Below are 14,057 nucleotides of genomic sequence, written 5' to 3' on the forward strand. Positions count from 1 at the left end.
CCGTGGCCGCGCCGGCGCCGGCCTCCCCCGCGGCGGCGACCCGCGGCCCCGTCACGGCCTACGTGGCGCTGGGCGCCAACCTAGGCGATGCGGTGGCCGCCGTGTCGGCGGCGCTGCAGCGGCTGGCGGCGCTGCCGCAATCCAGCCTGGCCGCGCACTCCTCGCTCTACCGAACGGCGCCGGTGCAAGCCACCGGGCCCGACTTCGTCAATGCCGTGGCCGCGCTGCGCACGTCGCTCACGGCGCCGGCCCTGCTGGCCGAACTGCAGCGGCTGGAGGACGAAGCCGGCCGCGACCGCCCTTATCGCAACGCGCCGCGCACGCTGGACCTGGACCTGCTGCTGTACGGCGATGCGCGCATCGCCAGTCCGCGGCTGGTGGTGCCGCACCCGCGCATGCACGAGCGCGCCTTCGTGCTGGTGCCGCTGGCCGAGATCGCGCCGCAACTCGTTGCGCCGGCGGCGCTGGCGGCGATGACCTCGCAGGTCATTGCCCGCATTCCCTGAGCCGGCGAGCATGGAGCCATCCCAACCCAAGGAGGCTTCCATGAGCGATACCGGACTGATTGCACTGGCGTGCGGACTGATCATCGGCCTGGGTGCCATCGGCGCCTGCCTGGGCATCGGCACCATGGGCGGGCGCTTCATCGACGGTGCCGTGCGCCAGCCCGAGATGATGGAGCCGCTGCAGGTCAAGATGTTCCTGCTGGCCGGCCTGATCGACGCCAACTTCCTGATCGGCGTGGGCGTGGCGATGATGTTCGTGTTCGCCAATCCCTTCACCACCGGCTGAGCTTCAGCTCAGCCGCAGCGACAATCCTGCCGCGCCCGCTGCGGGCGGCAGGAGGGGCAAATTGGAGGACAGGGTCGATTTCAGCCGCCGCCACGTGCGGCGTTTCCGCAACGAGCCGGCGGCGGAGCAGGCGCTGGTGCAGGCGTTCTTTGGGGACCGGCCGGGCTTCTACGTCGATGTCGGCGCCAACGACCCGGTGCTCGACTCCCAGAGCTGGCATCTCGAGCAGCGCGGCTGGACCGGGCTGCTGGTGGAGCCCGACCCCGATTGCGCCCAGCGCCTGCGCGAGCAGCGCACCGGCACCGTCATCGAGCGCGCCTGCTCCAGCGCCGCCAACGCCGGCCAGATGCTGCTGCTGCACCGCGCCGGCCCGCACTCCACGGTGGAGGCGCAGCCGATCGCGCGAGGCACCGCCATCCCGCGCGAGTCGGTGGCGGTGCGCTGCGACACGCTGGACCACATCCTGGCCGAACACGGCGTGCGGCCCGGCTTCGACCTGCTGTCGGTCGACATCGAGGGCCATGAGCTGGTGGCGCTGTCGGGGTTCGATTTCGCGCGCTGGCAGCCGCGCCTGGTACTGCTGGAGGACCACGTCATCCACCTTGCCAAGCACCGCCTGATGCAATCGCAGGGCTACCGGCTGGTGCTGCGCACCGGCCTGAACAGCTGGTACATGCCGCAATCGCAGGCTTTCAGCCATTCGCTGGCGGCGCGGCTGGAGTTTCTGCGCAAGTACTTCCTCGGGCTGCCGCTGCGCAAGCTGCGGTACGCCCGCTAGGGGCACGCGCACGCTGCCATGCGGGGCGGGCGCCGATGCGCCGCCGTCCTACAACCCCGCGGCGGCGGCCTTCCTAGAGTGGCTTCGAGGACCCCGCCATGAACAAGCCCGCCTCCGCCCCCGACGAGGTGCCGCCGCGCCCGCCGACCGACCAGGACGAACCGGTGCCCGAGGGCACCAACGAAACCATCCACCATCCGGACGACCGCGCCGAGCAGCACCCGGCGCGCGAGGACCACAAGCCGCGCAGCCCCTACGTCACCGGCAACACCTAGGCGCGCGGCGCCGCAGCGCCCACGGGCGCGCCGCCTTCGGCGATGATGGCGGGGACTTCAGCCACCCCTTCATCGCCCATGGCCTCGAGCTTCTTCGCCCTGCTGGACGACATCGCCACGCTGCTGGACGACGTCTCCGTCCTGACCAAGGTGGCGGCCAAGAAGACCGCCGGCGTGCTCGGCGACGACCTGGCCCTGAACGCGCAGCAGGTCACCGGCCTGTCCGCCTCGCGCGAGCTGCCGGTGGTGTGGGCGGTGGCCAAGGGCTCGGCCGTCAACAAGCTGATCCTGGTGCCGGCCGCTCTCGCGATCAGCGCGCTGGCGCCCTGGGCCGTGCTGCCGCTGCTGATGCTGGGCGGCATCTACCTCTGTTTCGAGGGCGTGGAAAAGCTGGCGCACCGCTTCCTGCACCGCGACGAGGACGAGGGCCGGCACCAGGCGCTGGAGCGCGCCTGGGCCGATCCCGCGGTCGATCTGCTGGCGCTGGAGAAGAACAAGATCCGCGGGGCGGTGCGCACCGACTTCATCCTGTCGGCCGAGATCGTGGTGATCACGCTGGGCACCGTGGCGACGCAGCCGCTGCCGACGCGCATCGCGGTGCTGGCCGGCATTGCGGCGCTGATGACGGTGGGCGTGTACGGGCTGGTGGCGGGCATCGTCAAGCTCGATGACCTCGGCCTGTGGCTGGTCGCGCGCGGGCGCGGTGCCGGCGCCGCGCTGGGCCGCGGCATCCTGCGCGCCGCGCCCTGGCTGATGAAGGCGCTGTCGGTGGCCGGCACCGCCGCCATGTTCCTGGTCGGCGGCGGCATCCTCGCGCACGGCGTGCCGGCACTGGAACACGCCATCGAGGCCGCGTTGCAGTCGCTGCCCGGCGCCGCCGCCCTGCTGCTGACGCTGCTGGCCCATGCGCTGGTCGGCATGGTGGCCGGCGCCATCGTGCTGTCGATGGTGGAACTGGCGCGGCGAACGCGGGGACGCCGCGCCCCCGCCTGAAGTGAACCCCCCCGTCCCGAGGCGGGCAGCGGCCGCGGCGCCCTCGAGCCAGCGCCGGCAGCGACCCGGCCAAGCCGGCTCCGCACGGGCTGCCCGAACGGCCATCCCCTTCCTCCGCGCGCCGTGGCGCGACGTGCCCTGGCAATCGAGATGACCCTTCCCGAGTGGATCGACCTGCTGCAGTGGCCGGCCATGGCCGCCAGCCTGCTGGCCGCCTGGCTGGTGGCCTCCAGCCACAAGCACCGGCGCAACGCCGGCTTCTGGATCTTTTTGGCCAGCAATCTGCTGTGGGCGGTGTGGGGCTGGCATGACGGCGCCTGGGCGCTGATCGCGCTGCAGGTGGCCCTGGCCGCCCTGAACGTGCGCGGCGTCTTCAAGACCGAGCAGCCGGCGCCGCCCGACGACGCTCAGGCTTGAGCGCTGACGGGCCCGGCTGCCTGAGCCGCAAATCGTGACAGTGACGGTCCTACAGGCCCTGCCGTTCTAAGCCCACTTAGCTGGTGCTCAGGCGGCACCTAATCTTGCGTCAGCCGGCGCGCCATGCCGGCGCGTTTCCAAGCATGTCAATCAAGGAGTTCAACATGAGTGCAACCAAGACGACCCTCACGACCCTGGCGGCCGCGGCGGCCCTGGCGTTCGGCGGTCTCGCCCTCGCCCAGAGTTCGGGCAGCGCCGCCTCCGGCGGCACCGCCGCGGGCACGAGCGGCGGTTCGGCGGCGGGTGGCAGCAGCGCCCCCGGCAGCACCGGCGGCCCCGCCACCGGCACCAGCAGCCCGTCCACCAGTTCCATGGGCGCATCCGGCTCGAGCAGCGCGCCGGCAACTTCGGGGTCGAGCAGCAGCGACACCAGCAGCTCGCAGCCGTCGACCAGCTCCTCCAGCTCGTCCACGCCGGCCAGCAGCGGCACGTCGATGGGCGCGAGCGGCTCGTCCCCGTCGTCCGGCACCGCTTCGTCACCGAGCAGCAGCGGCTCCTCGATGGGTGCCAGCGGCTCCAGCTCGTCGTCCACGCCGAGCAGCAGCGCCGGGTCGTCGAGCGCGCCCGCGGCCAGCAGCGGCTCGTCGGACACGCCCAGCAGCAGCGGCAGCACCATGGGTTCGTCGGGCAGCAGCAGCACCGACACCACCACCGGCAGCCGCGCCGCGCGCGCCGACCGCAACTGAGACCCGGGCCTCTCCGGTGACCGGGCGGGCCCAGGGTCCGCCCTTTCCTTGCCTGCCACGCCATGAAGATGCGGCGCGACATGCTCCACCGCGACGGGCGCCCGAGAGGCTCCAAGCGGGCCTGGCGCAAGCTGGGCCTGGTGCTGGGGCTGGCCTTGGTCGTCGGCTGGGGGGGCTGGCTGCAGCCGCACGATGAACCTCCGGCCGCGACGGCCGCGCCGCCGACGGCCACGGCAACGCAGCCGGCATGGCAGCCGGGTCCTGTCCAGGCGCCGCTGGCCGCCGCTCCGGCCGGCCCGGGCGCGCCCGCTGCACCGCGCATCCCTCGCTACGCCGGATTTCGCGACCAGCACCCGCCCGCCGAGGTGCGCGAGGTGGCCGACTGGGCCGTCGATTCGGGCGACCACGGCGCCCATGCCTTCGCCATCGTGGACAAGAAGAACGCGCGCGTCTGGCTGTTCGATGCGCAAGGCGTGCTGGTGCAGCAGACGCCGGCGCTGCTCGGCGCCGCAGTCGGCGACGACGCGGTGCCCGGCATCGGCGAGAAGCCGCTGGCCGAGGTGCTGCCGGGAGAGAAGACCACGCCGGCCGGGCGCTTCGTGGCCGAACCGGGCGTGAACAGCCATGGCGAGGACATCGTCTGGGTCTCCTACGACCTGGCCGTCTCCATGCACCGCGTGCGTCCCCTGGTCAAGTCCGAGCGGCGGCTGCAGCGGCTGGCCTCGTCGACGCCCCTGGACAACCGGATTTCCTTCGGTTGCATCAACCTGCCGGTGGCCTTCTACGAGAAGGTGTTCGCGCCGATGGTGCACAGCGTCGGCGCCATCATCTACGTGCTGCCCGAAACCCGCAGCGTCCGCGAGCAATTCGGCAGCTACGACGTGCCGCGCAGCGCCCAGCGCCGCGGCGCGGCCACCCCGGCCGCGTGAAATAAACCACGACAGGCGCCAGCGTTGAGCCGCCCGGGCCGCGCTGCGGCCGAGCCTGCGCGCTGCGGCTCTAGCATGTCCCCGTCGAGCCAGCCTGGCTCGCACGTGACGCGCCCCGATCCACGGGGCCGATGGGGACTCGAACAATGCAATGGAAAGGCAAGGCGGCGGCGCTGTGCGCCGCCTGGGCGCTAGCCTGCGCCGCGGTTGCTGCTGCGCCGGCGGCGGGCGCTACGGGCCAGGGTCCGCAAGGCGAAGCCCAGGACATGCTGCGCTGGGTGGCCGCCAGCGGCGACGCGCAGGGGCATCCGTTCCTGATCGTGGACAAGAAGGCGGCGCGGCTGTATGCGTTCCGGCCGGACGGCCGCCTGCTGGCGGCCACCGACGTGCTGCTCGGCTCGGCGCCGGGCGACCACAGCGTGCCCGGCGTCGGCGAGCGCGCGCAGTCGGGCACGCTCGCGCCGCAGGAGCGCACCACCCCGGCTGGCCGCTTCCTCACGCAGCCCGGACGCAACCTCGACGGCGAGCACGTGATCTGGTTCGACTACGACGCCGCGCTGGCCATCCACCGGCTGCGTCCCGGGCGGTCTCACCGCCTGCGCGCCGCCCGGCTGGCCGGATCGCAGCCACACGAGCGGCGCCTGTCGCTCGGCTGCGTGGTGGTGCCCGTGGCGTTCTACCTGGACGTGATCGAGCCGCTGCTCGGGAAGCGGGCGGGCGTGGTCTACGTCATGCCCGAAACCGGCGACGCGCGCGACCTGTTCATGGCGCTGTAGCGACGGCGTGCGACCGCAAGTCCGCCGGTTCGAACCCGGGCGGGCCGCACAGCGGCTTGCGGCTCAAGTGGTCTGCCAGTGGTTCTCGGCAACCACGCAGCCGCTGATGCGCCAGCTCTGGTCGGGCTGGCGCTCCAGCGCGAACAGCGCCAGCCACGCCTTGTCGTCGTCGTCCCTGATTTCCACCATCTGCAGCACGCCGCCATCCTCCTGTTCCGGCCGGTGGAAACTGACCGAAGCGGGCCGGTACACCATCGGATAGGCGGCGCGCACCAGCGCCAGGAAGCGGGTGGGGGTGCCGATGGCGGCGCGCACTTCCGGCGTCGCCGTCTCGAAGGCCTTGTCGGCATCGTCCAGCGCCAGCGCCGAAAGCTGGGCGACGATCACCTCGCGCACCTTCTGCGCCTCGGGCTCGGGCAGCGGCTCGGCGGCGGCGCGCAGGTGCAAGCCGGCGGCCGCCCATGCGACCGCGAGCAGCATGAGGATGCGTTGGGTGGGCCTGTTCATCGTGGGGCTCCGGCGAAGGACGGTGGTCCTTGCAGGGTAGGAACCCGGTGGCGCCGCGGCTGTAGGCGCAGGCGCTGCGCATCGTGCTGCAATGGCGCCAGCCGGCGTCCGCCGTTTCAGCTCGGCGCCCCGAAGGCGGCGGCAGCCTTAGCGGGCGCCGCTGCCGCGCTGCTTCATGCGCTCGACGATGCCGGCGCGCGTGGCGCGGATCTCCGACGCAAACGGGTTGCCGGCATCGGCGCCGACCTCGTCGATCAGGGCCAGTGCTTCGCGCTGGCGACCGAGATCGGACAGCACCTGGGCCAGGTTGTTGGCCACGATGGCCGAGCCGGGGTGGCGCTGCCGCGCCTGTCGCAGCACCCCCTCGGCGTCGGCGAGCGCGCCGCGCGCATGCAGCTGGTTGGCCAGCCCGACGGCGGCGGCCAGGTTGTCCGGCCAGCGCCGCAGGGCGGTGGCGAAGGCGGTGGCCACGGCCTCGGCCGGTGCCACCCGGGCCATCGCGAGCACGGCATTCATCCAGGCGTCTTCGGTGGCGGTGGCCGGGATGCGGTCGGGCGGGGTCGCGACCATGGCCCAGTAGCCGCTGGCCATCCAGCTGCGCTCGAAGGCGGTGAACGGCATCTCCAGCCGCGCCGTCGTGCCCGAGCGCAGGTAGATGCTGCCGCTCGGGTAGTCGAAGCCGTTGACCACCGCGTAGTGCCACTGCCGGGTCAGCGCGCCGACGTCCTGCAGCACCAGCACCGGGTTGCCAGCGGCCACCTCGCGCAGCAGGTCGGCGTAGCGCGGCGCCAGCACGTACGACACGCGGCCGTAGCGGCGCGCCGCGGCCAGCATCTCCAGCTGCAGGCTGCCGCGCCGCTCGGGAATGTAGACCTGGTCCACCAGTGGCTCGGGCGTGACCGGCGTGCCGGTGAAGGCCAGCACCGTGGCCAGCGCGGCCGGGCCGCACTGGTACTCGGTCTGGGGAAAGAAGGGCACGCCCTCGACGGACGTGCTTTGCGGCACGCCGGCCGGCCAGCCGGTGCGCAGCGCGACGGTCTGCGGCACCATCTGGGCGCAGCCCGCCAGCCCGAGCAGCAGGGCCGCCGCGAGGGCGCGCAGCCCGGCAAAAACGGGAGCCCGCGCGCGGCGGGCTCCGGTGGCGATCCAGCCGGTCATCCGGCCCAGCCGTGCGGCATCAACGGCGGTAGGCGAAGTACCAGATCGCCGCGGCGATCACGATGACGGCGAGCACGGTGCCCCCGTCGGCGCCGGCGGGCGCCTGGCGGATGTCGGCCGCGAGCTGCGCCACTTCCTGGTCGTTCATGGCGGCCACCCGCTCGCGCGCCTGCAGGGGATCGACGCCCATGGCCTGCAACTGCGAAGCGGTGTCTGCGCGTGCCAGCACTTCCAGCACGGCCGCTCGGTCGGCCGGCGCGGTACCCGGTGCGGCCTGGTCGGCGCCGATCAGGCCGGCGCTGGCCGTCTGGAAGGACAGCGCGAGCATGGAGACGATCAGGGCGCGGCAGGTCATCTTCTTCAGGTTCATCTTCGGGCTCCTTGTTGGGTTTCGGAACGGGACGGCGCCGGCAATGCGGGCCCCGGCGCGAGGCCAATATACGCTTGCAGCCCGGCCTTGTGTGGATCAGGCACGGCGGGTGTAGCGCCTTTGGCACGCGCCCGGCCGTCCCGGCCGCGCCAGCTACTCGTCGTCGCCGCCCAGCACCGAACCGAGCAGGCCGCCGGCGCCGAAACCGCCCAGCACCGAGCCTTCCTCGCGCGAGCCGCCGCGCTGCGGCGCCGCCGCGAACACGCGCGAGGCCAGGCGCGAGAACGGCAGGCTCTGCAGCCAGACCGTGCCGGGGCCGGCCATGCGCGCGAAGAACAGGCCTTCGCCGCCGAACAGCGCGGTCTTGACCTTGCCGACGAACTGGATGTCGAAGGACACGCCGGCGGTGTAGGCGACCACGCAGCCGGTATCGACCAGCAGCGCCTGCCCGGCCTGCAGCTCGCGCCTGACCACCGTGCCGCCCGCATGCACGAACGCCAGGCCGTCGCCCTCGAGCTTCTGCATGATGAAGCCCTCGCCGCCGAAGAAGCCGGTGGACAGCTTGCGCTGCAGCGCGATGCCCAGCGAGACGCCGCGCGCGGCGCACAGGAACGCATCCTTCTGGCAGACCAGGGTGCCGCCGAGCTGGCGCAGGTCCATCGGCAGGATCTTGCCGGGGTAGGGCGCGGCGAAGGCGACGCGCTGCTTGCCCGCCGCGTTGTTCGTGTAGACCGTGGTGAACAGCGACTCCCCGGTGACCAGCCGCTTGCCGGCCCCCATCAGCTTGCCGAACAGGCCGCCCTGCTGGGCGCTGCCGTCGCCGAACACCGTGTCCATGGCGATCCCGGCGTCCATGAACATCATGCTGCCGGCCTCGCCGATGGCGGCCTCGCCAGGGTCGAGCTCGATCTCGACGAACTGCATCTCCGAGCCGCGGATCTCGTAGTCGATCACGTCCATTGCCATGCGGGTGCTTCCTTGACTTGCGCGATGAGAAGTGCGAGGGCGATGGTAGCCAACCCGGCTGGGCCAGAATGGCCGCATGGACACTTCGCCCGACTTCTCCCGCGGTTGTGCCTGGCAGCGCGGCCAGTACCTGCCGGTCGACCAGGCCTCGATCCCGATCACCGATTGGGGCTTCCTGCGCTCGGACGCCACCTACGACGTGGTGACGGTGTGGCAGGGCGCCTTCTTCCGGCTCGACGCCCACCTGGACCGCTTCTTCGAGAGCTGCCGGCGCTTCCGGCTCGATCCGGGCCGCTCGCGCGACGAAGTGGCGCAGATCCTGGCCGGCTGCGTGCGGCGCGCCGGCCTGCGCGAGTCGTACGTGGAGATGATCGTCACCCGGGGGCAGCCGCCCTGGGGCTCGCGCGACCCGCGCCAGGCCGTCAACCAGTTCCATGCCTTCGCCGTGCCGTACGTGTGGATCGCCAACGAGGAGCAGCGCCGGCGCGGCCTGAACGTGGTGGTGAGCGACGTGCAGCGCATCCCGCCGGCGAGCGTGGATCCGCGCGCCAAGAACTACCACTGGAACGACCTGACCATGGGCCTGCTCGGCGCGCTCGACGCCGGGGGCGACACGGTGCTGCTGACCGACGCCGCCGGCCACGTGGTCGAGGGCCCCGGCTTCAACGTGTTCGCGGTGGTCGAGGGCGCCCTTGTGACGCCGGCCGAGGGCGTGCTGGAGGGCATCACCCGGCGCACCGTGATCGAACTGGCGCAATCGCTGGGCATGCCGGTGGCGCTGCGCCCCCTGCCGGCAGCGCAACTGCGCGGGGCGCAGGAGGCCTTCCTGAGCAGCTCGGCTGGCGGCGTGCTGCCCGTGACGCGCGTCGATGGCCGGGCGGTCGGCGGCGGCGAGGTCGGGCCGGTGACGCAGCGGCTGCTGCAGGCCTACTGGGACCTGCACCAGGACCCGCGCTACAGCACGCCGGTGGCGTACTGACCCGCGCCCGGCCTCATTCGGCCGGCTCGCCTTCGCGCCGGATCGTGTCGCGGCCGCGGTGCTCGCGGCGGTCCAGCTTGCCCAGGGTGTGGTCCAGCAGGTTGATCAGCCGCTGGGTGGCGCCGCGGAAGGCTTCGTCCTGCGACGGCGCGTGGTGGGTGGCCGCGATCGGGTCGTGGCCGGCGACGCGGGCCTCGAGCGTGCAGCGCTTGTCATGCGGGCCGCTCTTGCTGCTGTTGGTGTCGCGAAGCTGGACCTCGATGCGGGTGATGTCCTGGCCGAACCGTGCCAGCGCGTCGCGGAGGAATTCGGTAGCCCAGCGCTCCAGGCTGTCCTTGTTCTCGATGCCATTGCTGGTGTTCACCTGAACCTGCATGGGGCGCGTCCTTTCATGCTTGTGCTGCACCCTCCAGTGTGCTCAAGCACCCTGGCGCAAGGTGTAGGACAACGCTCAAATCGTCTCGCGAGGGAGACCGCGTCGCTGCGGCATCGGAAAACGCAGAGCCCTTTCAAGTGCCACCGCGGATCCGGCTCCGCCGGTCCGCTGGTGGCGCCCCCTCGAGGGGGAGCGGCCGAAGGCCGCTTCGGGGGTGGGTCAAATCTCGCCGCCGAAGCGCTTGGCCAGGTTGGCGAGGTACTTCTCGACCAGCTTCTCGAACTCGGACTCGACCACCGGCGCCACCACCACCTTCATCAGCGCCGGCAGCGGCACGGTGAGCTCGCCGTCGATCTTCAGCTCGAGATGGGTGGAGCCCTTGCGATCGCTGATCTTCCAGCCCCCACCCACCTGCGCATTGCCGATGCCGGGCACCGGCTTCCAGGTGACCGTGCCCTTGGCCTTGCTGGCGCTGTAGCGGCTGGCGTACACGGTCTGGATGTTCACCTGCGGGGTGCCGACCTTGTCCATCTCCCACTGGTAGACGCCGTCGCCCAGATCAGTGAGCTGGTGCACCTTGGGAAAGAAGGCCACCGAAGCCGGCACGTCCGACAACAACTCGAACACCTCGGCCGCCGATGCCCTGACTTCGAGCTCGTAGCCCATGTGGACGGGAACGGTGATCGCCATGGGTGTCTCCTCTGTTGTGCTGTGCGGCGAGATTCTGCCAGCGGCGCGAGCAGGTCCGCGTGCAGTGCCTAGCCCATCCCCGATTCCCCGGCGCGACAGGCGGGATTGGGCCGATGGTGTTACCTTCGCGCAGACCCGCACGACAGGGGGAGTCCCCCGCGTTTTTCCATGAGCCGACTGCAATCCGCCCTGAACCGCCTGACCGCCGATCGGCTCAAGGGCATGCGCCGCGGCATCGAGAAGGAAAGCCTGCGCGCCACCGCGGCGGGCGATCTGGCGCTGACGCCGCACCCGGCGGCGCTCGGCAGCGCGCTGACGCACCCGAACATCACCACCGACTACAGCGAGTCGCAGCTGGAGCTGATCACCGGCGTGCACCCGACGCCCGAGACCTGCCTGGAGGAGCTGCTGCGCATCCACCAGTTCACGGCGCGCAGCCTCGGCGACGAAATGATGTGGGCGTCCAGCATGCCCTGCAACCTGCCGCCGGCCGAGACCATCCCGATCGGCCGCTACGGCTCGTCCAACGTGGCGCGCGCCAAGAGCGTCTACCGCATGGGGCTGGCACACCGCTACGGGCGCCGCATGCAGACCATCTCGGGCATCCACTACAACTGGTCCATGCCCGGCGTCGGCAGCGACGAGTACTTCGCGCTGATCCGCAACTTCCGCCGCCAGGCCTTCCTGCTGCTGTACCTGTTCGGCGCCTCGCCGGCGGTGGCCGCGGGCTTCGTCGCCGGCCGCCCGCACGAGCTGCAACCGCTGGCGGACGGCACGCTGTACATGCCCTACGGCACGTCGCTGCGCATGGGGCGGCTGGGCTACCAGAGCGAGGCCCAGGCCAGCCTGGCCGTGAGCTACAACGGGCTGGATGGCTACGCGGCCTCGCTGCAGGAGGCGCTGACGCGCCCCTGGCCGGCGTACGAGGCGATGGGCCTGACCAATCCCGGCGGCGAATACAACCAGCTGGCCACCAGCCTGCTGCAGATCGAGAACGAGTTCTACGGCACGATCCGGCCCAAGCGGGTGATCCGCCCCGGCGAGCGGCCGCTGCATGCGCTGCGCGAGCGTGGCGTCGAATATGTGGAGGTGCGCCTGCTCGACCTCGACCCGTTCGTCACCGTCGGCCTCAAGGCCACCACCGTGCGCTTCCTCGACGTGTTCCTGCTGCACTGCCTGCTGGCCGACAGCCCGCCCGACACCCCGGCCGAGATCGCGCAGATCGGCCGCAACCAGCACCAGACGGCGGCCTTCGGCCGCCAGCCCGGGCTGCGGCTGGAGCGGGGCGGCCAGGAGGTGGCGCTGGCCGACTGGGCGCGCGAGCTGCTCGAGGCCTTCGCGCCGGTGGCGGCCGCGCTCGATGCCGCGCACGGCTCCAGCGACCATGCCGACGCGCTGCGCGCCGCCCGCGCCACGGTCGACGACCCCGGCCTGCTGCCTTCGGCGCGCGTGCTGGACGTGACGCGGCAGGACTACGGCGGTTCGTTCCTGGCCTTCGTGCGGGCGCAGTCGCAGCAGATCCACGCCAAGCTGCTGGCGCTGCCCCTCAGTGCCTCCGAGCAGGCGCGCTTCGAGGCGCTCGCCCGCCGGTCGCTGCAGGAGCAGCACGCCATCGAGGCCCGCGACACGCTGTCCTTCGAGGCGTACCGGCAGCAGTACGTCTCGCCCGAGCGACTGGGCCTGACGCGCACGGCGGTCGAACCCGCACTGGCCACCGTCTGAACGGTGCGCGTGCACGCCTGTGCCTTTTGGTAACAGGTGTTGCGCCAGCTTCGCCGTGGCGCCGGAACGGCCGAGCCACACTCCATGCCTGAGCTTTCGATTCAGGAGCGAGATGGACAAGCGACGCGTCAATGCCGCCGTGCTGGCGGCCCTGCTGGCAGCGACGATGGGTGCCGGCCCGGTGTGGGCCGACAAGCCCGAATGGGCGGGCCACGGCAACGGGCACAAGTCCGGTGACAGCAAGCACAAGCACAAGCACAAGGACAACGACCGCAAGCGCGACCGGCGCGAGGCGCGCGTGGGCGGCTACTTCGACGAACGCGACCGCCGCTCGGCGCACGCCTGGTACGGCGATCACTACGGCGGCCGCAAGGGCTGTCCGCCCGGCCTGGGCAAGAAGAACAACGGCTGTCTGCCGCCGGGGCAGGCGAAGAAGTACGCGGTCGGGCAGCCGCTGCCGGCGGGGGTGGTGATGTACCCGGTGCCGGCGGCGGTGGTGGTGCAGTTGCCGCCGGCGCCGCACGGCCACAAGTACGTGCGGGTGGCCGCCGACATCCTGCTGATCGCGGTCGGCACCTCGATGGTGGTGGACGCGATCACCGACCTCGGGCGGCTTTGACGCAGCGGGCCGCTACAGCGGCCCGCGGATCGCCTTCAGCCCGATCCAGGCGGCCAGCGTGATGGCGACCACCGGCACGCTCAACGCGCTGGGCACGTAGAACAGCAGCGAGAGCACGGGCGACTCCAGGAAGATCTCGACCACGCCGCCCAGGCCATAGAAGAACAGGCCCCAGCCGATCCAGCGCCAGAAGTAGGTCGGCAGCCAGCGGGCCTGCTCGCGGTTGTGGCGCCAGGCGGCGGCACGCTCGAACACGCTGCCGCGGGTGACGTCCTTGAACAGCCAGCCGAAGAAGAAATAGCGGTACAGAAGGGTGCCGAAGGCCAGGTCGTGCACGGCGCGATCCCGCTGCCGATGATCCTCCGCGCCAGTGTTCCGCCCCGTCGGCACCGACCCTGTAGGAGCCGGCCGACCGCATCCGTGGGCCGGCGGCGCGAAAGCCACCGGCCGCGCTGCAGACGGGCGATCAGCCGGTGCAGGCGGTGGCTTCGCTGCGGTGGAAGGACGTGCCGCGCACCAGCGCGATCAGGCCGTCGCCGCCGGTGACGCGTAGTTCCTCACCCTGCTTTTCCAGCACCAGCGCGCCGACCTTGGTCGGCTGCGTGCGCAGCACCTGGCCCTCGACCCGGCCCTCGATGGTGCGGCTGCGGCCCTTGCGCAGCAATTCGCCCTCGACCTGTTCGTCGTGCTGGGTCAGCCGCAGGCTGAACTCGCGCAGCGGCCCCGACCCGCACCACAGGCCCGCCACCTGCGCCGGCCCGGCGTCGGCAGCCGGGTCGCCGTTGGCATGGGCGGCAAATGCACCCGCCAGCAGGACGGCCAGCAGGGCGGACAGGGAACGGGCAGGCATGGATGCACCTTAGCAAAAAGGCGACCGCCGGTGGTGGGACGGTGCCGGTTGCGGTGTGTCCGGCCGTCCCCCTCATTCCGGCTGTGCCCGCGGCACATCGTTTGCCCGCTGTCG

At 71.8% G+C, this 14,057-nt stretch carries 20 protein-coding genes; 11 read left to right on the forward strand and 9 right to left on the reverse strand.

Going from position 1 to position 14,057, the window contains the following annotated elements; translation table 11 throughout:
* Positions 1–2: 2 nt before the first annotated feature.
* The 6 genes from folK (at position 3) to PE066_RS16045 (ending at position 3,255) form a co-directional block, all read left to right on the forward strand.
* Entirely contained in the window at positions 3–506 is a 504-nt protein-coding gene (gene folK, locus PE066_RS16020) for a 2-amino-4-hydroxy-6-hydroxymethyldihydropteridine diphosphokinase (RefSeq protein ID WP_271233525.1), read from the forward strand.
* A gap of 40 nt (positions 507–546) precedes the next feature.
* The gene (atpE, locus tag PE066_RS16025) at positions 547–792 is read left to right on the forward strand and encodes a F0F1 ATP synthase subunit C (RefSeq protein WP_271233526.1); all 246 of its coding nucleotides are present in this window, start codon (positions 547–549) and stop codon (positions 790–792) included.
* A gap of 61 nt (positions 793–853) precedes the next feature.
* Positions 854–1,570, forward strand: coding sequence for an FkbM family methyltransferase (locus tag PE066_RS16030; protein ID WP_271233527.1), 717 nt, complete (start codon positions 854–856; stop codon positions 1,568–1,570).
* Between the two features lie 98 nt (positions 1,571–1,668).
* The gene (locus PE066_RS16035; protein WP_271233528.1) at positions 1,669–1,845 is read left to right on the forward strand and encodes a hypothetical protein; all 177 of its coding nucleotides are present in this window, start codon (positions 1,669–1,671) and stop codon (positions 1,843–1,845) included.
* Between the two features lie 78 nt (positions 1,846–1,923).
* Positions 1,924–2,838: a DUF808 domain-containing protein gene (locus PE066_RS16040; protein WP_271233529.1), complete on the forward strand. Its 915-nt coding sequence runs from the start codon at positions 1,924–1,926 to the stop codon at positions 2,836–2,838.
* Positions 2,839–2,988: 150 nt separating this feature from the next.
* Complete coding sequence (locus PE066_RS16045; protein ID WP_271233530.1) at positions 2,989–3,255, forward strand: hypothetical protein; 267 nt, start codon at positions 2,989–2,991, stop codon at positions 3,253–3,255.
* 109 nt (positions 3,256–3,364) lie between these two features.
* On the opposite strand, the gene PE066_RS16050 is transcribed toward PE066_RS16045, so the two are convergent.
* Positions 3,365–3,997 (reverse strand): hypothetical protein, encoded by a 633-nt coding sequence (locus PE066_RS16050; protein WP_271233531.1) that lies wholly within the window; start codon positions 3,995–3,997, stop codon positions 3,365–3,367.
* Between the two features lie 66 nt (positions 3,998–4,063).
* Between PE066_RS16050 and PE066_RS16055 the strand changes: the two genes are divergently transcribed.
* Together PE066_RS16055 and PE066_RS16060 are read left to right on the forward strand one after the other, a co-directional pair.
* A complete protein-coding gene (locus tag PE066_RS16055; RefSeq protein WP_271233532.1) occupies positions 4,064–4,930 on the forward strand; it encodes a hypothetical protein in 867 nt (288 codons plus the stop codon).
* Positions 4,931–5,076: 146 nt separating this feature from the next.
* A complete protein-coding gene (locus PE066_RS16060; RefSeq protein ID WP_271233533.1) occupies positions 5,077–5,706 on the forward strand; it encodes a L,D-transpeptidase in 630 nt (209 codons plus the stop codon).
* 63 nt (positions 5,707–5,769) lie between these two features.
* Here the strand turns inward: PE066_RS16060 and PE066_RS16065 are convergent, their stop codons facing one another.
* From PE066_RS16065 to PE066_RS16080, 4 genes are all read right to left on the reverse strand, one after another.
* Complete coding sequence (locus PE066_RS16065; RefSeq protein ID WP_271233534.1) at positions 5,770–6,213, reverse strand: DUF4864 domain-containing protein; 444 nt, start codon at positions 6,211–6,213, stop codon at positions 5,770–5,772.
* Positions 6,214–6,360: 147 nt separating this feature from the next.
* Positions 6,361–7,371, reverse strand: coding sequence for a PA2778 family cysteine peptidase (locus tag PE066_RS16070; protein WP_271233535.1), 1,011 nt, complete (start codon positions 7,369–7,371; stop codon positions 6,361–6,363).
* A 19-nt stretch (positions 7,372–7,390) separates the two neighbouring features.
* Positions 7,391–7,741, reverse strand: a complete 351-nt coding sequence (locus PE066_RS16075) for a PA2779 family protein (protein WP_271233536.1) — start codon at positions 7,739–7,741, stop codon at positions 7,391–7,393.
* A 153-nt stretch (positions 7,742–7,894) separates the two neighbouring features.
* On the reverse strand, positions 7,895–8,707 hold the full coding sequence (locus PE066_RS16080; protein WP_271233537.1) for a TIGR00266 family protein: 813 nt from the start codon (positions 8,705–8,707) through the stop codon (positions 7,895–7,897).
* Between the two features lie 76 nt (positions 8,708–8,783).
* Between PE066_RS16080 and PE066_RS16085 the strand changes: the two genes are divergently transcribed.
* Positions 8,784–9,686, forward strand: a complete 903-nt coding sequence (locus PE066_RS16085; protein WP_271233538.1) for an aminotransferase class IV — start codon at positions 8,784–8,786, stop codon at positions 9,684–9,686.
* Between the two features lie 13 nt (positions 9,687–9,699).
* Here PE066_RS16085 and PE066_RS16090 read toward each other — a convergent pair whose 3' ends face one another.
* Positions 9,700–10,062, reverse strand: coding sequence for an HPF/RaiA family ribosome-associated protein (locus PE066_RS16090; protein ID WP_271233539.1), 363 nt, complete (start codon positions 10,060–10,062; stop codon positions 9,700–9,702).
* Positions 10,063–10,281: 219 nt separating this feature from the next.
* The gene (locus PE066_RS16095; protein ID WP_271233540.1) at positions 10,282–10,752 is read right to left on the reverse strand and encodes an SRPBCC family protein; all 471 of its coding nucleotides are present in this window, start codon (positions 10,750–10,752) and stop codon (positions 10,282–10,284) included.
* A 168-nt stretch (positions 10,753–10,920) separates the two neighbouring features.
* Between PE066_RS16095 and gshA the strand changes: the two genes are divergently transcribed.
* Both gshA and PE066_RS16105 read left to right on the forward strand, forming a co-directional pair.
* The gene (gene gshA / locus PE066_RS16100) at positions 10,921–12,474 is read left to right on the forward strand and encodes a glutamate--cysteine ligase (protein WP_271233541.1); all 1,554 of its coding nucleotides are present in this window, start codon (positions 10,921–10,923) and stop codon (positions 12,472–12,474) included.
* Positions 12,475–12,586: 112 nt separating this feature from the next.
* Positions 12,587–13,093 carry a hypothetical protein gene (locus tag PE066_RS16105; RefSeq protein WP_271233542.1) on the forward strand — a complete coding sequence of 169 codons (507 nt, stop codon included), beginning with the start codon at positions 12,587–12,589 and terminating at the stop codon, positions 13,091–13,093.
* Positions 13,094–13,105: 12 nt separating this feature from the next.
* Here the strand turns inward: PE066_RS16105 and PE066_RS16110 are convergent, their stop codons facing one another.
* Entirely contained in the window at positions 13,106–13,429 is a 324-nt protein-coding gene (locus tag PE066_RS16110; protein WP_271233543.1) for a hypothetical protein, read from the reverse strand.
* A 130-nt stretch (positions 13,430–13,559) separates the two neighbouring features.
* Positions 13,560–13,943, reverse strand: a complete 384-nt coding sequence (locus PE066_RS16115) for a hypothetical protein (RefSeq protein ID WP_271233544.1) — start codon at positions 13,941–13,943, stop codon at positions 13,560–13,562.
* Between the last annotated feature and the right edge of the window lie 114 nt (positions 13,944–14,057).

The organism is Ramlibacter tataouinensis (assembly GCF_027941915.1).
GTDB lineage: Bacteria > Pseudomonadota > Gammaproteobacteria > Burkholderiales > Burkholderiaceae_C > Ramlibacter > Ramlibacter tataouinensis_C.